This is a genomic window from Stenotrophomonas sp. INTA L402-1 (assembly GCF_059295135.1).
This window is the reverse complement of sequence record NZ_JCAFWP010000021.1, coordinates 13196-32927: the sequence shown is the minus strand read 5'-3', so window position 1 is coordinate 32927 and position 19732 is coordinate 13196. Positions and strand designations below refer to the sequence as shown.

22 protein-coding genes are annotated in these 19732 nt (G+C 67.0%); 6 read left to right on the top strand and 16 right to left on the bottom strand.

The features are described 5' to 3' along the window. Window positions 1–3 precede the first annotated feature (3 nt). Complete coding sequence (locus AC5O77_RS13210) at window positions 4–951, top strand: nucleoside hydrolase (RefSeq protein WP_004147861.1); 948 nt, start codon at window positions 4–6, stop codon at window positions 949–951. A 4-nt stretch (window positions 952–955) separates the two neighbouring features. Here AC5O77_RS13210 and AC5O77_RS13205 read toward each other — a convergent pair whose 3' ends face one another. The 6 genes from AC5O77_RS13205 to AC5O77_RS13180 all read right to left on the bottom strand — a co-directional run bounded on the left by AC5O77_RS13205 (window position 956) and on the right by AC5O77_RS13180 (window position 6907). Then, window positions 956–2215, bottom strand: coding sequence for an MFS transporter (locus tag AC5O77_RS13205; protein WP_317217506.1), 1260 nt, complete (start codon window positions 2213–2215; stop codon window positions 956–958). 77 nt (window positions 2216–2292) lie between these two features. Beyond that, window positions 2293–3306: a hypothetical protein gene (locus tag AC5O77_RS13200; protein ID WP_494506892.1), complete on the bottom strand. Its 1014-nt coding sequence runs from the start codon at window positions 3304–3306 to the stop codon at window positions 2293–2295. Window positions 3307–3454: 148 nt separating this feature from the next. Next, on the bottom strand, window positions 3455–4768 hold the full coding sequence (locus AC5O77_RS13195; protein WP_317217508.1) for a sensor histidine kinase: 1314 nt from the start codon (window positions 4766–4768) through the stop codon (window positions 3455–3457). Beyond that, window positions 4765–5505 carry a response regulator gene (locus AC5O77_RS13190; RefSeq protein WP_049443785.1) on the bottom strand — a complete coding sequence of 247 codons (741 nt, stop codon included), beginning with the start codon at window positions 5503–5505 and terminating at the stop codon, window positions 4765–4767. The genes AC5O77_RS13195 and AC5O77_RS13190 overlap by 4 nt, the downstream gene beginning before the upstream one ends. A gap of 58 nt (window positions 5506–5563) precedes the next feature. Continuing rightward, entirely contained in the window at window positions 5564–6109 is a 546-nt protein-coding gene (locus tag AC5O77_RS13185; RefSeq protein ID WP_317217509.1) for a redoxin family protein, read from the bottom strand. Window positions 6110–6112: 3 nt separating this feature from the next. Continuing rightward, window positions 6113–6907, bottom strand: a complete 795-nt coding sequence (locus AC5O77_RS13180) for an alpha/beta fold hydrolase (RefSeq protein WP_317217510.1) — start codon at window positions 6905–6907, stop codon at window positions 6113–6115. Window positions 6908–7249: 342 nt separating this feature from the next. Between AC5O77_RS13180 and AC5O77_RS13175 the strand changes: the two genes are divergently transcribed. From AC5O77_RS13175 to AC5O77_RS13155, 5 genes are all read left to right on the top strand, one after another. Continuing rightward, window positions 7250–7894 carry an HvfX family Cu-binding RiPP maturation protein gene (locus tag AC5O77_RS13175; RefSeq protein ID WP_088025044.1) on the top strand — a complete coding sequence of 215 codons (645 nt, stop codon included), beginning with the start codon at window positions 7250–7252 and terminating at the stop codon, window positions 7892–7894. A 100-nt stretch (window positions 7895–7994) separates the two neighbouring features. Then, window positions 7995–8471, top strand: a complete 477-nt coding sequence (locus AC5O77_RS13170) for an HvfA family oxazolone/thioamide-modified RiPP metallophore (RefSeq protein ID WP_049422760.1) — start codon at window positions 7995–7997, stop codon at window positions 8469–8471. A 56-nt stretch (window positions 8472–8527) separates the two neighbouring features. Further along, the gene (locus AC5O77_RS13165; protein WP_478057979.1) at window positions 8528–9373 is read left to right on the top strand and encodes an HvfB family MNIO-type RiPP peptide maturase; all 846 of its coding nucleotides are present in this window, start codon (window positions 8528–8530) and stop codon (window positions 9371–9373) included. Further along, entirely contained in the window at window positions 9366–10151 is a 786-nt protein-coding gene (locus tag AC5O77_RS13160) for an HvfC family RiPP maturation protein (RefSeq protein WP_494506891.1), read from the top strand. Before AC5O77_RS13165 ends, AC5O77_RS13160 begins: the two co-directional genes overlap by 8 nt. Window positions 10152–10153: 2 nt before the next feature. Beyond that, window positions 10154–10792 (top strand): hypothetical protein, encoded by a 639-nt coding sequence (locus tag AC5O77_RS13155; protein ID WP_494506890.1) that lies wholly within the window; start codon window positions 10154–10156, stop codon window positions 10790–10792. Window positions 10793–10840: 48 nt separating this feature from the next. On the opposite strand, the gene AC5O77_RS13150 is transcribed toward AC5O77_RS13155, so the two are convergent. The 10 genes from AC5O77_RS13150 to AC5O77_RS13105 all read right to left on the bottom strand — a co-directional run bounded on the left by AC5O77_RS13150 (window position 10841) and on the right by AC5O77_RS13105 (window position 19713). Beyond that, window positions 10841–11245 carry a hypothetical protein gene (locus AC5O77_RS13150; protein ID WP_346485563.1) on the bottom strand — a complete coding sequence of 135 codons (405 nt, stop codon included), beginning with the start codon at window positions 11243–11245 and terminating at the stop codon, window positions 10841–10843. 72 nt (window positions 11246–11317) lie between these two features. After that, on the bottom strand, window positions 11318–12454 hold the full coding sequence (locus AC5O77_RS13145) for a metallophosphoesterase (RefSeq protein ID WP_253145477.1): 1137 nt from the start codon (window positions 12452–12454) through the stop codon (window positions 11318–11320). A gap of 134 nt (window positions 12455–12588) precedes the next feature. Continuing rightward, window positions 12589–14127, bottom strand: a complete 1539-nt coding sequence (locus tag AC5O77_RS13140) for a TerC family protein (protein ID WP_494506889.1) — start codon at window positions 14125–14127, stop codon at window positions 12589–12591. A gap of 43 nt (window positions 14128–14170) precedes the next feature. Beyond that, on the bottom strand, window positions 14171–14395 hold the full coding sequence (locus AC5O77_RS13135) for a helix-turn-helix domain-containing protein (RefSeq protein WP_010483459.1): 225 nt from the start codon (window positions 14393–14395) through the stop codon (window positions 14171–14173). Beyond that, the gene (locus AC5O77_RS13130) at window positions 14395–14862 is read right to left on the bottom strand and encodes a DUF2975 domain-containing protein (RefSeq protein WP_494506896.1); all 468 of its coding nucleotides are present in this window, start codon (window positions 14860–14862) and stop codon (window positions 14395–14397) included. Before AC5O77_RS13130 ends, AC5O77_RS13135 begins: the two co-directional genes overlap by 1 nt. Window positions 14863–15044: 182 nt before the next feature. Further along, window positions 15045–15626, bottom strand: coding sequence for an NMCC_0638 family (lipo)protein (locus tag AC5O77_RS13125; protein ID WP_494506888.1), 582 nt, complete (start codon window positions 15624–15626; stop codon window positions 15045–15047). Window positions 15627–15754: 128 nt separating this feature from the next. Then, window positions 15755–16258, bottom strand: a complete 504-nt coding sequence (locus tag AC5O77_RS13120) for a GNAT family N-acetyltransferase (RefSeq protein WP_478057982.1) — start codon at window positions 16256–16258, stop codon at window positions 15755–15757. A gap of 14 nt (window positions 16259–16272) precedes the next feature. Next, window positions 16273–16710: a hypothetical protein gene (locus tag AC5O77_RS13115; protein ID WP_494506887.1), complete on the bottom strand. Its 438-nt coding sequence runs from the start codon at window positions 16708–16710 to the stop codon at window positions 16273–16275. A 72-nt stretch (window positions 16711–16782) separates the two neighbouring features. Next, window positions 16783–18525 (bottom strand): GGDEF domain-containing protein, encoded by a 1743-nt coding sequence (locus AC5O77_RS13110; protein ID WP_032127635.1) that lies wholly within the window; start codon window positions 18523–18525, stop codon window positions 16783–16785. Window positions 18526–18687: 162 nt separating this feature from the next. Continuing rightward, window positions 18688–19713 (bottom strand): AI-2E family transporter, encoded by a 1026-nt coding sequence (locus AC5O77_RS13105; RefSeq protein ID WP_012510371.1) that lies wholly within the window; start codon window positions 19711–19713, stop codon window positions 18688–18690. Window positions 19714–19732 lie beyond the last annotated feature (19 nt).

Sequence of the window (19732 nt, the reverse complement as noted above, 5' to 3'; positions counted from 1 at the left end):
AACATGCTGAAAGTCATTTTCGATACCGACCCGGGCGTCGACGACGCCCTGGCCCTGCTGTACCTGCACAAGCACGCCCAGATCGACCTGATCGGCGTCACCACCACCTTCGGCAATGCCTCGGTGGAGTCGACCACGCACAACGCGCTGTACCTGAAGCAGGCCTGGGGCTTTGCCGCTCCGGTCGCGCGCGGTGCCGGTGGCCCACTGCAGCCGGAAGCCACCCCGGAAGCCTGGCCGGTGCACATCCACGGCCACAACGGGCTGGGCAATCACCCGGTGCCGGCCAGCCTGGACGTGGCCGCCGATGCGCGCCCGGCCCATCAGCTGATCATCGACCTGGTCCGCGCCCATCCGGGCGAGGTGACCCTGGTCGCGGTCGGCCGCATGACCAACCTGGCCCTGGCCCTGCAGCAGGCCCCGGACATCGCCGGCCTGGTGCGCGGCGTGGTGATCATGGGTGGCGCTTTCCACGTCAACGGCAACATCACCCCGGCCGCCGAGGCCAACATCTGGGGCGATGCCGAAGCCGCCGACGTGGTGTTCACCGCCAGCTGGCCGGTTACTGCGATCGGTCTGGACGTGACCACCCGCGTGGAAATGGATCGTGACGGCCTGGACAAGCTGGCTGCCATCGGCGGTGCCGACGCCGAGCTGGTGCGTGCGCTGTCGCAGGACTACGTGGACTTCTACCTGCAGGCCGGCCACAAGGGCATGGTCGTGCACGACTGCTGCGCGTGCATCGCGCTGACCCGCCCGGAGCTGTTCCAGTTCGAGCGCGCCAGCGTGCGCGTGGCCACCGACGGTGTCGCCCGCGGCATGACCATTCCCAAGCCGGAAGGCCTGGCGTTCGGTCCCAGCGTGTGGGATGGCCACGTGGTGCAGTCGATTGCCATCGGCGTGGATGCGGCCGCGGTACTGGCCGACATCGAGCAGACCCTGAAGGTCTGACCCGCTAGCGCCTGGCCCTGCCCGGGACCGTCTCGGGCAGGGTCCACAGCACCGGCAGCACCAGCACCGCCACCAGCGCGATCATCGCGCCCGGCGCCGCTGCCCAGCCGCTGCGCTCCACCCACCATTGCGCCAGCCATGGCGTTGCACCGCCGAAGAAGGCGGTGGCCATGGTCACCCCCAGTGCCAGCCCGCTGACCCGGCCCTCGCCCGGGAATTGTTCGGCCGTGGCCGGGGCCGCCACCGCGCTTACACCACCGGCCACGCAGGCCAGCAGCACCGCGGCCAGCACGATGCCCAGCGCCGTCGCCTGCGCCATCCACGCAAACAGGGACAGTGGCAACAACGCTGCCAGCACGGTCAGGCCCAGCAACACCGGCCGTCGTCCAACGCGGTCGGACAATGCGCCACACAACGGCGTGATCGCGATCACTGCCACCGCCGCAATCGTCGACAGCCACAGTGCGTCGCCCTCGTCATGACCCCGCGCGTGCAGGAACGCAGGCACATAGGTGATGCCCACGTAGTAGGTGATCGATCCCAGCGCCGAGATCGCGAAGGTGCGCGCCACCGCCAGCGGATGGTTGCGCAGTACGTGGCGAAGCGGCGTAGCCGGAATACTGCCCTCGCGACGCTGGCGTTCGAACTCCGGCGATTCGTGCATGCCCGAGCGCGCAACCAGGATCACCAGTGCCAGCGCGGCACCGAAGAAGAACGGAATGCGCCAGCCCCAGCTGTCCAGCTGCGCGGTAGGCAGCAGCGCAACCGTAAGCGCCGAGATCGCCACCGCCAGCAGCGCGCCCACCTCGCTGGCCGCCGATGCCAGCGAGGTCACCAGGCCGCGTCGGCGTGCTGGTGCGCTTTCCAGCAGGTACGCCACCACGCCGGTGTACTCACCGCCCACCGAAAATGCCATCACGCAGCGCAGTACCAACAGTAGCACGCCCGCCGTAGTGCCCGCCGTGGCCGCTGTCGGCAGCAGCGCGGTGGCCAGCATCGCCGCTGCCATCAAGGCCATCGATGCCAGCAGCATCCAGCGCCGGCCCAGCCGGTCCCCCAGGTGGCCGAAGCACAGTGCGCCCAGCGGGCGCATCAGGTAGGACACCGCAAAGCCGGCCAGGGTGACCAGCAGCGCCTGCTCGCCACCACCGAAGAACACCCGCGACAACACCGTGGCGAAGTACAGGTACAGGGTGAAGTCGTACCACTCCACCACCGTGGACAGGCCGGCCACCCACATCGAGCGCTGCCGCTCGGCAGTCATTGCGTGTTCGCCTTCAACAGCCTCGATCCCGGTTGCGCAGGTTCGGGGAGGATGTCACGGCCGGGGTGAAATACCGGTCATCGGCTGTCCGTCGCCTGCATGTACTGGGTTTCATGGCCGGTGAATCGCTCACCGTCAAAGCCGAAGCAGAAGCGTCCTTCCTTGAACACGCGGTAGACCAGCAACGCACCATTGAGGCAGAACTGCTGCTGGTCCACGCCCGTTTCCAGTGTCCCGTAGCCGGCGGCGTCTCCGCCCTTCCCCGCCGGGCCGGTGAAGGCATCGATCGGCAATGGCGTGGCGCGTCCGGTGCGGGTGTCGACCAGCACCAGCGTGCGCTGGAAGTACTCGGGACGATCATCGACCTGTACCAGCAGATAGTGCTGGTTGAAATTGGGCTTCTGATGCTGGAGCGCTTCTTCAATGGCGGCCCGGTGCCGCGCATCGCAGAAGTCGACCGGGCTGTAGCGGTAGCCGCAACCGTCGTGGTCGTAGGGCAGGTTCATGCCGGAATAGCTGACGCTGCCCTTGCTCCCCGCATCGTCCCCCGGTTCGGGCGTGCTGCACAGCAGCCACGAACGCTGCGCATCCTCCGGGTCGGCCAACAGCTTCGGCTCACGGCCCGCTTCGTAAGCCGCGCCACCCGGGAAGTCCTGCCCCAGGTGCTGGCGGGCGATTGAACGCGCCTTCTCCAACGGCAAGGCAATCCTGGCCCCACGGAACGAGACGAACGTCATCGTCGGCAGGATCACCTCTTCCACCGGCAATCCTTTCCATTGCCCACCCGTGCAGAACGTGGCGATCTCATTCTCTTCGTCCACCTTGCAGGGTTTCGGCACATTCGCGGCCAGCCAGGGATGGGCCGGGCGATCGGTCTGAACGTCGATGTACCAGCCGTCCAGCGCGCAGGTCCGCAGGGCATCGAGCAGAGGCGAGATGTCTGTTGTTGTGGTCGGCGCGGCAAGTGGCGTGTCGGCAGAGGGCGCGTCGGCCGGTTCGTCTGGTGTGCGCGGGCAGGCCGCCAGCAGCAGTGCGGCGATCAGCAGTGCAGCGTGACGTGGGCGCCGGATTGAATGATGCGTTCCCTGCATTGCGTGGTGCTCCCTGGTTTCAACACTCGCTGCGGATGATCGCCGATCCCGGGGTGGTGCAGGAATGCCGTAGATCCACGCCATGTGTGGATGCTCTCGCGTCGGGGTCAGATCCCTTTGCTGCGGCAAACGGATCTGACTCCGCCGGTTACCCCGGCAGCTGCAGCTCCGCTCGCAGGCCGCCGCCCTCGCGGTTGTGCAGCCGCAGTGAGCCGCCCAGCGACTGTGCCAGCTGCACCGCGATGGCCAGGCCCAGGCCGGTGCCGCCGGTATCGCGGTTGCGCGAGCTTTCCAGCCGATGGAACGGTGCCAGCACCGCCTGCAGCTGGTTCTCGGGAATTCCCGGGCCATGGTCGGAAATGCTGATCCATACCCTGCCAGCCTCATCGCGGCCCGCCCCGATCTCGGCGGCGCCGGCGTAGCGCACTGCGTTGTCGACCAGATTGCCGACCACCCGTCGCAGCGGCTGCGGCCAGGTCTGCACGATCAGTCCAGCGGGTGCACCGCCACTGACCGGCTTGCCCATGTCCTCGTAGTCGCCGACCACGCTGGCCAGGAACGCCCCCAGGTCCATCGACACTGGCGCACCACTGGCGACGTGGCTGCTGCGCGCATAGGCCACGCCTTCACGCACCAGTTGCCCAAGGTGGTCGAGGTCGGCCAGCAGTCGCTGCTGGGTGCTGTCTTCAGGCAGGGTCTCCACCCGAAGCTTCATGCGCGTGATGGGGGTCTGCAGATCGTGCGAGATCGCTGCGAGAATCTGCAGGCGCTCGCTGACATGGCCACGAATGCGTGCCTGCAGCGCGTTGAGTGCGGCCGCCGCACCGCCTACTTCCGCGGGGCCATCTTCAGGCAGTGCCGGCCCGTCCTTGCCCGGCTGCAGCTGTTCCACCGCATGCGACAGCTGCTGCAGCGGGCGCATGGCCAAGCGCACCGCCAGCCATGCGCATACCAGCAACAGCGCCAACTGCACCAGCAGCACGGCGGGCAGCCAACGCGCCAGCGGCAGACCCGACGGGGTGACTTCAATGGTCAAGGGTGTGCCATCGTGCAGTCGCAGTTCCACCTCGAACCGCTCCGGCAGGCGAGCCACCTGGCGCGCCTGCAACGGATAGCGATGCTGCAGGCTGTCGTCAATGATCGCGGTGACCTGGCGTGCACGATCGGTCTGCAGTCCCGGCCCAGCCGCAGCCGGGCGCAGCAGGTAACGGTAGGTGCGCCGCTCCAGCCGCGGCACCCAGGCATCGCGCTGGTCCGCGGGCAGGTGCTCCAGCAGCGCGACACTCACGGCCACGTCTTCATCGAGGTTGCGCAGCATCATGCTGCGGGTGGACTGATAGCGTTCGAAAAACAACAAGCCGAAGGACAGCGCGTGGGCCAGCGCCAGTCCGCCCAGCAGCACCAGCAGCAGCCGCGCAGACAGCGTGCGCGGCCAGCGTAGACGGTGTGCGCCGGTGTTCATTCGTCCGGCCCCAGCAACTGCACCGGCACGCTGAACACGTAGCCTTCGCTGCGCACGGTCTTGATGTAGGTCGGCTCGCGTGCGTCGTCACCCAGCCGTTGGCGTACGCGGCTGACCAGCAGGTCGATCGAGCGGTCGAACAGTTCGGCATCGCGGCCCTGGGTGAGGCTGAGCAGCTGGTCACGGCTGAGCACCCGATTGGCGTGATCGAGGAACACGCGCAACAGGCGGAACTCGGCACCACTGAGCGGATACGCGGTGTCCTGCGCATCCAGCAGATGGCGTGCGGTGGTATCCAGGCGCCAGGCACCGAAGGCCAGTTGGCGACCGGCTTCGCTCACCTGCAGGTTTGGCGGCAGCATCCGGGTGCGACGGATCACCGCATTGATGCGTGCCAGCAGTTCGCGGGAAGAGAACGGCTTGGTCACGTAGTCGTCGGCGCCCATTTCCAGACCGATGATGCGGTCGGTCTCGTCGTCGCGTGCGGTCAGCAGCACCACCGGCACCGCACGATGCTTGCCGGCACGCAGGTTGCGGCACAGGCTCAGGCCGTCCTCGCCTGGCATCATCACGTCCAGCACCACCAGGTCCACCGCATGGGTATCCATCAGTGCACGCATGGCCCGGCCACCGTCGGCCTGGCTCACGCGCAGGCCGTTGCGTTGCAGGTAGTCGGCCAGCATCTGGCGGATCTCACTGTCATCGTCGACGACAAGGATGTGCGGTACAGGGTTCATTGTGTTCTCGATGAAGGCAGGGGGACAGCACCGCGCGGTGCAGCCATGGTAGCGCGGCTCAGGGGCTGGCCAGCTGGCGCTGGATCTCGCTTTCGGTACGTGCGTAGTCGCCCTCGCCGTAATGGCGGTAGACCACCCGCCCCTGCCGGTCGAGCAGGTACAGCGCGGGCCAGAAGCGGTTGCCCCAGGCGTTCCAGATCCGGTACTGGTTGTCCTGCACCACCGGCCAGGTGATATCCAACCGTGCGATGGCCCTGCGCACGTTGCCGGGCAGCCCTTCATAGGCGAACTCCGGCGTATGCACGCCGATCACCTTCAGGCCCTGCGACGCGTACCGTGCATGCCACTGGTGGACATACGGCGCCACGTTGAGGCAGTTGCTGCAGGTGTAGGTCCAGAACTCGACCAGCACCACCTGCCCCCGCAACTGCTTCAGTGTGAGCGGGGAGCTGTTGTGCCATGGCCCGCCACCGTCGAACCCCGCCACCGGTGCTGCGTCGAGCGACTGCGCGCCAGCATCCGCGCCGGGCCATGCCAGCAACAACGCAGCTCCACCCAGCAGGCCCAGCAGCAGGGGCAGTGCATACCCTCGCAGTGTGGCCATCGCTCAGCCCCCCTGCTCGGCCAGCGGCAGTTCGGCGGGCTTCACGCCTGCAGCTTCCAGGATGCTGTCGGCCACCTGCGCAGGATGCGAAAGCAACGACACATGGCTGCTGCCGATCGATTGCAGCTGCGCGCCAATGCGCTTTGCGGTGGCGGCCTGCAGCTGCGGCGACAGCATGCGATCGTCACGGCTGAGCACGTACCAACTCGGCTTGCTGCGCCACGCCGCAATGTTCACCACCTCGCCCAGCGCGCTGGCCTTCAGCGGGACCTGGGTGCTGTACAGCAGCGCAGCCGACTTCTTCATCACGTCCGGCGCGAAGTCCTGCGCGATGGCATCGGCCGGCAATGTCAGGTAGCCATCCCTCTCCTGCAGGCGGGCCAGGCCCGGACCGACCGGGAAACCTTCGCCTTGCTGCGCCGAAGACTGCCCTGCATCCGGTGCGAAGGCCGCCACGTACACCAGCGCCTGCACCTTCGGGTCATTGCCCGCCTCGGTGATGACCGTACCGCCCCAGCTGTGGCCGACCAGCACGACCTTGCCGGGTGCAGCGGCAATCGCACGACGGGTGGCGGCAACATCGTCGGCCAGCGAGGTGAGCGGATTCTGTACGGCCACCGCAGGCAGCTTCCAGTCATGCAACGTGCTGATGACCTTGCTCCAGCTGGAGCCATCGGCGAACGCGCCGTGCACCAGGATGACGGTGGGCGGTGCAGCGGTACCGGCCTGGGCAGCGAAGGCGGGGGCTGCGGCGCCGGCAAGGGCGAGAGCGGCAGCAAGCAACGAGGTACGGATCATGGGTGGCACTCCGGTGTTGGGAGTGGCCATTTTCCCCTGCCGGTGTATCGGCGCTGTTTCTCCGCGGCACGGAGTTGTACCGGACTGTAGGGCGCAGGCGGGTTTCTACAGTGGGATACATTCGGCCGCCGGGCCCGGCCGGGCGCTACCGGGTGGATATCGCTGCCCGCACGCGGGCGCGCAACGCCCCGATGTGCCCCGACACATCGTCTTTGTATCTGACTGTACGAAACCCCGGCCGCGGCCACAGTCGCTGACAAAACCCCGGGCAACGGCACACGTTGCCGATACCTGCGCCGCCTGAAATGGCCTCCATCGACCACTGGCCCGCAGGACACCACCATGATCAGCACCGCCTCTTCCGTGTATACCCCCCGCCTGGACGCCGTCGGCCGCTGGCTCTCGCCATTGGCGCTGCGCACCCTGCTGGCCTGGGAGTTCTTTGAATCCGGCCGCGAAAAACTGGGCGGCCAGAACTGGTTCGCCGACCTGGAAGGTCGCTTCCCGTTCCCGTTCTCCGCCCTGCCCGCATCACTGAACTGGCAGCTGGCCACCTGGCTGGAACTGGTGGGTGCAGTGATGCTGCTGCTCGGCCTGGCCACGCGCTCGGTGGCTTATGTGTTCTGGGTGCTGACCGTGGTCGCCATCGCCGCCGTGCACTGGCCCGACCAATGGAACGGCCTGGGCGAACTCTGGCAGGGCTATGCAATCACCGACCAAGGCTACGGCAACTTCAAGCTGCCGCTGCTGTTCCTGGCCATGCTGCTGCCACTGATCCTCAACGGCGGTGGCGCACTCAGCGTGGACCGACTGCTGGCCGGCTCACAGCACGCTCCCGTTGGCAATGACGGCCTGGGTTGGGGCGTCAGCCTGATCGCCCTGCTGCTGCCGGTTGCCGCGCTGCTGCCCGGCATCGGCTTCGGCGGCGCCCTGCTCGGTGGTGTGCTGCTGGTGGGTTACGTACTGCGCCGTCGCCGCAACGCCTGATCCGCTTCGCCCCTTCACCGCGCTTCTTCCCTTCGTTTCCGTCGCCTTCAAGCGGCGTCCATCCCGCACGCCCCGCGTGCATTCCCAAGGAGTCACCACCATGTCCGTCTCGACCAAGAACACCCTCTCCTCCCGCCTGCCGCGCATCGGTGCCGTCGGCATCGCCCTGGCCGGTGGCCTGCTGCTGGCCGGCCAGGCTGCGGCGATCCAGCCACTGGCGATCAGTGCCGTGGCCATGAGCGCTGCCGCCGAAGGCAAGTGCGGTGAAGGCAAGTGCGGGGCCAACAAGACCGCCACCGGCAAGCCCGCCGGCAAGGCCAAGGTGGCCGAGGGCCAGTGTGGCGAAGGCAAGTGCGGCGACGCCTCGTTTGCCCGCACCGACCGCGACCACGATGGCCGGGTCTCGCGTGCCGAGTTCAACGCTGTGGCCGCCAAGCGTGCCGCCGAGTTCGACCGCATCGACACCGACCACGACGGCTACATCAGCGAGCAGGAAGCGCACGACTACCTGCGCAGCGTCTACACCGCCAACGGCAAGCCGATGCCGAAGGGCCTCTTCTCCCGCGTAGCCGATTGATCGACGTTCAACCCGCGCCGCCTCCGAGGCGGCGCCCTCTCCCTGGAGCATCCGTCATGAGCCTGCCCCTGCCTTCCGATGCCGCCGGTCTTGGCCTGCGCCGTGGCCTGATCGCCGAACTGCTGGCCATGCCGGCCGGTGCCATCGACTTCCTCGAAGTTTCGCCCGACAACTGGATCGGCGTCGGCGGTGCACACGGTGCAGCGCTGCGCAGGTTGAGCGAACGCCACCCCCTGACCTGTCATGGCCTGTCGCTGTCGCTGGGCGGTCCTGATCCGCTGGACCGCACCCTGCTGGCCCAGACGCGTGCCTTCCTCGACCTGCACCAGGTGCAGCTGTACAGCGAACACCTGAGCTACTGCGCTGCCGGTGGCCACGTCTACGACCTGCTGCCGCTGCCGTTCACCGCCGAGGCCGTGCATCACGTCGCCGGCCGCATCGCCCAGGTGCAGGAGATGCTGGGCCGACGCATCGCCGTGGAGAACATTTCCTACTACGCCGTTGCCGGTGCGGAGATGAGCGAGATCGACTTCATCAATGCCGTGCTCGCCGAGGCGGACTGCGACCTGCTGCTGGACGTCAACAACGTCTTCGTAAACGCCTGCAACAACGGTTACGACGCCTTCGAATTCCTGGCCCGCGTGCCGTCCCACCGTGTCGCCTCGCTGCACGTAGCGGGTCACTTCGATGAAGACGATGGCTTCAAGATCGATACCCACGGTGCGCCGGTGAAAGGCGTGGTCTGGGCGCTGTTGCGCGAGGCCTATGCGCGGGTTGGCGTGCGTCCCACGCTGCTCGAACGCGACTTCAACTTCCCGCCACTGGCCGAGTTGCTGGCCGAGGTCGCGCAGATCCGCCAGGCACAGGCCGAGGCACATTGGCCCGAGGTGGCCCATGGCTGAGTCGCTGGCCACCCTGCAACGGCGTTGGGCCGACCATGTGCGCGACCCATCAATGGCCGCACCCGATGGCATCGAGGCGCGCCGGCTGGCGGTGTACCGTCGCATGTGCATCGACAGCCTGGACACCCTGCTGGCTGGCACCCTGCCACGCCTGCAACACCAGTTGGGCATGCCGCGCTGGCGCGACACCGTGGAGCACTACTACGCCAGCCACACCTGCGGCACCCCGTTGTTCCCACAGATCGCCGGCGAATTCGCGGCCTGGCTGGCGATGCAGGACGCGGTGGCACTGCCGGCCTGGGCAGCGGAACTGGCGCACTACGAGAGCACGCAGCAGTCGCTGCACATTGAAGCGCGCGCCGCCGGGCGTTCGCTGCACCGCGTTCCGGTGGACAGTGATGTGCTGGCGGTTTCGCCGCTGGTGCGGGTGCTTGGCTACCGGTGGCCGGTACATGTGGACGAGATGTTGGAACCGATGCTGGATGCAGCTCCCACGCTGCTGCTGATGCGCCGCACGCCTGAATTCAGTCTGCGTGTCGAGGAACTGGCCCCGCTGGCCTATGCAGTGCTGTTGGCCTTCGGCGATGACGGCACACGTGTGGATGACGTATTGCAGACCGTGGCTGAAGCACATGGTGCCGCGCCGGATGAACTGCGTGCGGCCTGCATTCCAGTGCTGCGCGACCTCTGCAAAGCAGGCGTTCTGGTTGCGTCGACCGATCCCCGGGAGTGCCGGCCGGCGGCCGGCACTACCCCCTCTCCTTTCTTCGAGGCCTGATCATGACTGTTTCCAACACGTCCTTCCTGCACGGCTGGCGCCTGTTCGTAGCCATCAGCGTGGTCCTGATCGCGTTCGCACTGACCGTCTTCACTCTGTATCCCGATGCAGCCGAAGGCAGCCGCGCGGCGATCCGGGTCACTGCGCGCACATCGTTCCTGCTGTTCCTGGCGGCATTCACGGCATCCTCCTTCGCCACCCTGCTGCCCGGCCCGTTCACCCGGTTCCTGCTGCGCGAACGGCGCATCATAGGCCTATCCTTCGCGTTCTCGCACTTGCTGCATGCAATCGCCATCACCAGTTTCGGCATCCTCAACCCGGCGTTCTGGCCAGCACGCTCAGCGATGGCCAACCTCCCGGGCACGGTGGGCTACCTCGCCATCCTGGCGCTGGCCATCACCTCGCACCGGGGGCTCGCCCGGCGCATGGGATCCACGGCCTGGCGTCGCCTGCACGTGACCGGCATGTGGATCATCGCGGCGGTGTTCACCTACTCGTACTTCAAGCGCGTGCCGGGTAACTTCTGGTATGCGGTGCCATCGGCGCTGCTATTCACCGCCTTCGTGGTGCGCTGGATCGCCAAGCGGGCGCAAGCGCTGCGTCGAAGTGCGCATGCGCGGCCGCCGCTGCGGGCGGCCTGACGGGCCGGGGTCAGATCCCTTTGCCAAACGCGAAGGGATCTGACCCCATCAGCCGTCACGTGTGGGGCGGTAGGCAGCGTAGGCATTGAGGATCTTCTGCAGCCGCGCGTGTTGCTTCGTCCCCATGGCTACCCGCTGCACGCGCTTCAGCAGCGTCTTCCACATATATCCGGAACGGAAGAAGTACGGGCGCACCTCAAGGAAGGTCAGCACGACATCCACCGTATCTGGATCGCGTTCGGCAAGTTGCTTCAGCGCGTTGGCGTAGCCCCCCGGGAAAGCAAGCTGTTCATAGCGCTGGTTGTATTCCGCGCAGGCTGCCACGTGCCGCTGCATTTCTTCCGGGCCACGCCAGCGCGCGCCAGCGGCTTCGCGGATGGCTTGGCGCAGCCGATTGATCTCGTCCGCATTGGCGCGGATAAGACGTTCCATGGGTGCGCGGGGATGGGACATGGTTCCTTCCATTTGGTTTGTCAGGGGTCAGATCCATTTCCCGCAGGCAAAGGGCTCTGACCCCACTTCAGGTCACGGGGCGCGGCGCAGGGTGATCAGGGTGATCTCCGAAGGAACGCCGATGCGTGCCGGGAAACCGGCCCACAGGCCAGCACCATTGCTCACGTACAGTGTCATGCCATCCACCTCGTAGCGACCGGACACATAATCGCCATTGGCGCGCTTCACCAGCTGGTCCATGCCGATGATCTGGCCGCCATGTGTATGCCCGGACAGCTGCAGCTTCACCCCACGCGCGGCCGCCTCGCGTGCGTTGCGCGGGCGATGGTCGAGCAGGATCACCGGCGCGCCCGGATCGGCGCCAGCCAGCGCGGCCTCCAGGTCCGGCAGCGGCAGACCGTAGCGTGCGGCCACGGGGTCGGTGACGCCGGCAATGGTCAGCGCCGCATCGCCCCGTCGTACCTGCAGGTGGCTGTTCTCCAGCACCTGCATGTGCAGCGCGCGGAACGCCTGCATCCACGCCTGGTACTGCGCGTAGTACTCGTGGTTGCCGGTGATGGCGATGACGCCGTCCGGTGCATGCAGATCAGCCAACGGGCGGGCGTCCTCGCGACGCGCCTCGACGCTGCCGTCGATCAGATCGCCGGTGATCACGATCAGGTCCGGCGTCAGTGCGTTGCTCTCGTCCACCACCTTGCGCACCCAGTCGCCAGTCAGCAGGCGGCTGGCATGGATGTCGGTCAGCTGCAGCACGCGATAGCCATCGAACGCGGCAGGCAAGCCGGCAATGCTCACCTCGATCTGCCGGGGCTTGGGTACCGCCATGCCCTGGCTGACGCCATAACCGCTCACGAGCAGGGCCAGCAGACCTGCCGTCGGCCGCAGCTTCGGCGCGCGCAGGACCGATACAGTACGCGGCCAGCGCAGCAGGTGCGACAGCAGCAGGCCGGCGTCCAGCACCAGCATCACCAGCGCCAGCAGCAACACGGCGGTGGAGCCGGTGGCCAGCGTGGCGATGGCCAGCTTCGGTATCTCCGGCGAGGCCATCGTGCCCCAGAAGGTGGCTACGATGCGCAGCTGCACGGCAACGCCCACCAGCAGCAGCGACAGCACGACCTTCATCCAGATGGGCATGCGCAGTGGCCAGAACAGGCGCCAGGCCACATACAGGCCCATCAACAAACCGATCGTACTCAGCACTGCAACCATCCTGGAAAGAAAGCGGGCCCGCCATGGTGACGGTTGCCGGCAGTGTTGTGTAGAGCCGAGCCCATACCCGGCTGCTCAGGAAGCAGTCGAGCATGGCTCGACTCTACAGAGGGCCAGTCGAGCATGGCTCGACTCTACGAAAGCCCGATGCGTTCAACCCGCAGGCGCGCGATGCGACGCTTCTCCATTGCCAGTACGGTGATGCGTACATCCGCAATCTCCACCGTGTCACCGATGTCCGGCAGGCGACCCAGACGCTCCAGCACCAGCCCGGAGATGGTCATGTAGTCGGCACTGCGTGGCAGCGAGACGCCGGCCAGGCGCTGCAGGTCGTCCAGAGTGAGCGCGCCATCGGCCTCCCAGCAATCTTCGCCCTGCGCGACCACGCCATAGCGTTCGTCCTGGGTGTCGACCAGGTCACCGGCAATGGCCGCCAGCAGGTCGTTGGCGGTCACCAGGCCTTCCACACTGCCGTACTCGTCCACTGCCACCGCCAGCGGCACCGGGTGCTGGCGGATCAGTTCCAGCGCCTGCAATGCGCTGGCACTGGACAGCACGTACTGCGGCTCACGCAGATTGCCTTCCAGCTGTAGTGGCTTGCCCTGCAGCAGATCGGCCAGAAGGTCGCGGCTCTGCACCACGCCGCGCAGGCTGTCCAGGTCGCCATCACCCACCAGCAGGCGGGTGTGCGGCGATGCCACCAGGCGCGCCACCACGTCCTCCTGCCCACGTGCCAAGTCGATCCACTGCACGTCGGCACGCACGGTCATCACGCTCGACACCGGCCGATCGGCCAGGCCCAGCACGCTGCGGATCATCTCGTGCTCGGCCGGCTGCAACCGCTCTTCCGCATCGACGTGTTCGTCAGCGTTTTCGTCGTCGTGGCCATTGGCCGGGCGCGCGCCCAGCATGCGCAGCACGGCGTCGGCGGTACGCTGGCGGAACGGCTGGCGGCGCTCGTTGCGCTCACGATTGAAGCGCACCCACTGGTTGAAGGCTTCAACCAGGATCGAGAAGGCGATCGCCGCGTACAGATAACCCTTCGGGATCTTGTAGCCCAGGCCTTCGGCCACCAGGCTGAAACCGATCATCAACAGGAAGCCCAGGCACAGCACCACCACCGTGGGATGCTTGTTGACGAAGCGGGTCAGCGGCTTGCTGGCCACCAGCATCAGCACCATCGCGATGGTCACCGCGGCATACATCACGCCCAGGTTGTCGACCATACCAACTGCGGTGATCACCGAGTCCAGCGAGAACACCGCATCGAGCACCACGATCTGTGCCACCACCATCGCGAAGCTGGCGTAGACCTTCTTGCCATCCTCGTGATGCTCGCGGCCCTCCAGCCGCTCGTGCAATTCCATCGTGCCCTTGAACAGCAGGAACAGACCACCGCCCAGCAGGATCAGGTCACGCCCGGAGAAGCTGTGGTCGAACAGCGTGAGCAGCGGTTCGGTCAACTTCATGATCCATGCCAGCGCGGCCAGCAGCACCAGCCGCATCAGCAGGGCCAGCGCCAGGCCGATCACCCGCGCGCGGTCACGCTGGTGCGGCGGCAGTTTGTCGGCCAGGATCGCGATGAACACCAGGTTGTCGATGCCGAGAACGATCTCCAGCACGACCAGGGTTGCAAGGCCCATCCATATCGAGGGGTCAGCCAACCATTCCATTTCAGGTCCGTTTCGTCAGTAGGTAAGGGAGAAGGGGAAACACTCAGTCAGCGTCCTGCGCCTGCGTCGGGTCATGCCCCAGCAGGTCACCGGGCGTGCACTGCAGCTCACGGCAGATCGCATCAAGTGTGGAAAAGCGGATGGCGCGCGCCTTGCCGGTTTTCAGGATCGACAGGTTGGCCAGGGTGATGTCGATGCGCCCGGCCAGCTCGGACAGGGTCATGCCCCGTTCCTGCAGCATGCGGTCCAGGGTGATGACAATCGCCATCAGATGACACCGTCGAGGTCATCGCGCATCGCCGCACCCACGGCAAACACGCGTGCCAGCACGAACAGCATCAGGACCGCGACCAGGCCGGTGATCGACATGCCGCCGCCCACCTCCATCCAGGTGAAGTCCGGGCCCATCCAGGCGGCGTAGGCGCCGATCAGGATCGACAGCACCTCCATCGACAGCATCAGCCAGGCCATGCGCTGCAGGCGCTGTGCATTGGCGTGGGTGAACGGCCGCTCGCGCGCCGCCGACTTCAGCAGCCGCAGCAGGTGGCGCAGGAACATCAGGCACAGCACCAGCAGCGCGACAATCGCGCCCAGGCCCAGGCAGAAATGCAGGAACAGGTCGCTGCCATGCACGGCAGCGGTATCAGCGTCGTGGATGCTGTCGAGCAACCAGCTGCGGTCGTGGGCGACCAGCGGCACGGCCAGCAGTGCGGCCAGGATGCCCAGCCAGCACATCGCCCGCACCGCCTGTACGGCGGCCTGGGCCAGGGTGAACAAGCCTCGCGCGGGTCTGGCGCGGGCGGGACGAGCGGTCAAGCGGCCTCCGGCATTGGGGTGGCCTCGCCGCCCCGGGTGGATTTATCGATAAACGATATACCACTTGCCGCGTGAAAGGCTGAATCGCGCGCCTGGGCCCTTCAGGGCCCAGGCGCGCCCTGCACCAGCATCGCTTCGCCCGGGGCCGCCGAGGCCATCGCCTGCACGCCGGCTTCGGCCGCCTGCCGTGTGACCAGGCGGAATCGTACCTGCAGCTTGCCCTGCCCCGGCGTGGCCCAGCCGTACTGGATGGCCACCTGATCAGCCGACAGCGGCCCACGCCCTGGCAGCGACCGCACCTGCAACGGCTTCGGTGCGGCCTGCACCAACCGGGCGAATCCCTTCTGCACGACCGCCGCGTCGGCCTTTTCGGCGTAGACCGTACACGTGCCATCGTCAGCCCAGCTCACCGCATAGCGGCCACTGGCCAGAGGCACCATCCAGGCCACGCCCGATTGCCCCTGCAACAGCGTCGCGGCTTCGGCGGGCTGCAACGGCGACAGCCCATTGGATTCCATCAGCGACTGCAACCGTGCCGGGGCACCGATGTGCTGCATGCAGGCAGTATCGAACAGCTCGCTGAAGGGATCCTGCGCCGGAGCCTTGGTCTTGGCAATACGCGCGGGTTGCGCCACCGCCAGGGTGGGCAGCAGGGCCAAAGCCAGCCAGAACACAGGACGCATCGGGATTCCACGCTACGGAAAACAGCAGGGAGGATGGCAAAGCCCGGGCGCCACGCGCAATGGGTCATGGCTTGACATGCGTAGATGACGCCCCCGGGTGCACCGATGATGCCGGCCAGCGGCCGGCACTACCGGGTGCTGTAGCGGTAGACCAGATCATCCGCATCGCTGCGCACGGCGTTCGCATCCAGCACCCCGCCCAGGCGCCGCGCGACGGCCTGCGATGCCAGGTTGTCCGGCGCCATGTAGCTGACCAGCGTCGGCAGCCGCACCACCACGAATGCCCAATCGCGTAGTGCACCGGCCGCTTCAGTGGCAAAGCCCTGCCCTTCATGGCCGTCGTACAGCAACCAGCCCAGCTCCTTTTCAGGAAACAGCAGGCCATGATTGATCCCGACCTGGCCGATGCAGGCTCCCGTATCGGCACGCTCGATCATCAACGCGCCATGGCCGAACAGATGCCAGCTGGCGAGGTCATGGCAGAACTGCCCCCACGCCGCCACTTCACCGAACGGCCCGCCCATTCCCCGCGCACGCGGCGAGGCCAGGAACGCGGCATAGACGCCGAAGTCATCCAGCTGCTGTGGACGCAGCCGCAGGCGCACGGTGTGCAGGGTTGGAATCTCAAGCACGACGGCGCACAGGATCAGTACACGGCCAGGTGGCCACAACCGCGGCGCTGTGGCTGCCCTTCCATCGCCACCTGCACGCTGGCCAGGGTGTCCACACCTTCGGCAGTGCGGCACGACTCACGCTTGATCTCGACGATGGCGGGCTGCTGGCCAAGCTCGCCGTTGAGCACGATCAGCGAGCTCGGTGCATCGGCCGGCTGCCCCGGATAGCGCAGCGTGCCCTTGTGGGTACGGCCGTCAGCGCTGAGGCTGGCATCGTGGTTGCCCTGGCCGGTGGAGGCGATCTCAATGCTCCAACCCGCACCGCCGCCGGTGAAAGCCGGCACCGGGCTCAGGTCGGCGGCAACCGAGGGGTGGCGCGGCGCATCCGCAGCGGTCTGCGACGAAGTGGAGGTACAGCCGGCCAGCATCCCGGCCAGCAGCGCTGCAGCAACGACGGGGCGAACGGTCATGATGCGCTCCTGCCAAATGGTCGAAGGTCCAGTCTAGGCAGCCATGCGTGCGCCAGCGATGAACATGATGTTTCAGCGTGGAATGCGCCCACCACCGGCGACCCGCACGCGGTCGCGCCCCTGCGCCTTGGCCTGGTACATGGCCGCATCGGCGGCACGCAGCAGGGTCCGCCAGCCCAAGGCGTCGGTAGCACCGCGGGCCACGCCGAAGCTGGCGGTCACCCGCAGCACGGTACCGCCGGCCACCACGATGTCCAGCTGCTGCAGCGCAAGCCGCAGCGATTCGGCCAGCTGTCGGCCAGCGGCCAGGTCACCGTCGGCCAGCAGCACCAGGAACTCCTCGCCACCATAGCGGGAAATGCTGTCGCTGCGGCGAAGATGGCGCTGCAGCAGTTGCGCCACCTGTACCAGCACTTCATCACCCGCATCGTGGCCATGACCATCATTGATCGATTTGAAGCGATCAACGTCCAGCAGGATCACCACTGCGCTCATCCGCCCCTCGTCGTGGCGCTGCTGCACCAGTTCCTCCAGCGCGCGACGGTTCAGCAGTCCGGTCAATTCATCGGTGCCGGCCAGCTGGCGCAGCTCGCTGGTCAGCGCCGAGCGTTCGCGCGACTTCTCGCGCAGCACTTCAATCGCATCGAACAGGCGCTGCATCTCGGCCAGCGGATGGGTGACATGCTGCTCGGGCCCAGGCGCTTCGGAGGCAATCTGGATCACCTGCCGTTGTGCCTGCAGCAGAGGTCGCAGGATCTGCAGATGCGCGATACGCAGCGCCACACCCAGTACCACCAGGGTTCCCAGCGCGGTGGCCAGAAGTACCGCCAGCCGCGTGGCCTCCCGGTTGCGGGTGTGCTCGAACCTGGCGATGGACACACTCAGGTAACCGTCACGCAGCGCCTCAAGCGACTGCAGGGTCGGCACGTAGCGCGTGGTGAACTCGGCAGCGGTCCACGGCGGCGGCAGGCCACGCCGTCCGTCGTCGATCAGCTGTTCGATCATCGGCAGTGACTCGCCGAAGAACTGCCGGCGCGCCATATCCCAATGCCAGGACAGCGTCGGATCACTGCGGAACACCGATTCGTGGCTGCCGGCCAGCCGCCACAGTTCCAGCAGGCGGCCCTCGGTCTGCAGCGCCGCGCGCACTTGTTCGTTGCGCCAGGCACCGGGTACCGCCACCGGCGCCATCACGTTGGAGGCCAGACGCCCGCCGTGCTCGCGCAGGTCGATCAGCACCTGCCCCTGCATGGCTGGAATCGCCGCTTCGCGGTCGGCCCGGACCAGTACGTTGATCTGTGCCGAGGTCAGCAGATGCAGGCGGTCGACCACGGCAAACATGCCGCTGATCGCGCGCTCCACGTCTTCGACGCGTCGTGCGTCGCGCGGCTGCGCTGCCACCCGGTCCACGCCCGCGCGTGCCGACTGCAGGCGACGTTGCGCGTCTGCCAGCATCCCATGCTCATCCACCACGCCCGGATCAGCCGTGAACACGGCATCCAGCTGCTGCAGCGCGGTGTCCACACGCCTGCGCACCACCGCCAGCTGCAGCGTAAGCCGCGCATGCTCGCTGGCATCGGCCGGGTCGGCACCGAGCAGGCTGTTGGCCGGGCCGCGTTCGGCCGAGACCAGGTTGGCCAGGTCGAAGGTCTGGCGCAGCTGGCGCAGGCTGACCAGGTTGTCCTCGGCAGCGCTGTAGCGCAGCGTGCCCTGGACCAGCGCGATGGCCATCAACGGCAGCGTACAGACCACGAACGACCCCGCCAGGATCCAGACCCAGGTCCGCAGTCCGATGGGCGATGCCTTGCCGGCCATGCAAATTTCCCCTGAAGTGCGGATCACTGTAGCCGCCGGTCCCGGCAGCGCCAAGCCAGTGCCGCGCGAACCGTGACCATGGGTATACCGCAGCCACCGCGAACGCGCCGGCAAGGTCTCACCCCGCGCCGGGCTGAGGCGAATGCGTCACACCCTGCCGTACTAGATCCAGCGCTGGTCGACCAGTTCGCGCTTCACGTAGGCGTAGAACACCGGCGCCGCCACCAGGCCGGGCAGGCCGAACGCCGCTTCCATCACCAGCATCGCCAACAGCAGCTCCCAGGCGCGGGCCTGGATTTCGCCGCCAACGATGCGCGCATTGAGGAAGTACTCCAGCTTGTGGATCACGATCAGGTACAGCAGCGCTGCCACGGCCACGTAGAACGAGACCGACAGCGCGACGATGGTGATGATGGTGTTGGAAATGATGTTGCCCACCACCGGCAGCAGGCCGGCGATGAAGGTGATCAGTACCAGGGTCTTGGACAGTGGCAGGTGCACGCCGAACAACGGCAGCACGCCCAGCAGGAAGATGGCGGTGAACACGGTGTTGAGCAGCGAGATCTTCACCTGCGCGAACACCACCTGGCGGAACGCAGTGGCCAGGCGGCTGGTGCGGCCGATCAGCTCCTGCGCCAGCGGGCCCATCTTCGGCAGCGGCAGTTCGTCATACAGCGCGATCATCGCGCCCAGCACCATACCGATCAGTACGCGTACGCCCACCTGCACCACCGAGGTACCGGCCACGCCCAGCTGGCGCTGATGCTCGGCGGCCCAGTCGTTCAGTGCCGTGCGCAGCGCCGGCATGTCCTCGGGGATGTACGGCTGCAGCAGCGCCGGCACCTGGTGCCGCGACGAATTGAGGATCTCCATCAACCGCGCCAGCAATGCGTCCGGTCCACCGGTCTCGTTGCGGAAAAATGACGCCACGCCGATCCCGGCCAGCACCAGCGCGCTGATGATCACCGCTGACAGCACGATCACCGCGATCGCCCGCGCCCGGCCTGGCGGCAGCTTGCCCTCCACGGTGGAGGCCAGCAGGTGGGTCAGCTGGAACACCAGCAGGCCCGACAGCAGGGTCACCACCAGGCCCAGCTTCAACGCCAGCCACATGCCCAGCAGCATCATCAGCCAGGCCGCGATCCTCGGGACGGGGGGCTTGGGCTGGGCAACGAGGGCGTCTTGCATGGGCGGCACGTCCGGGCAG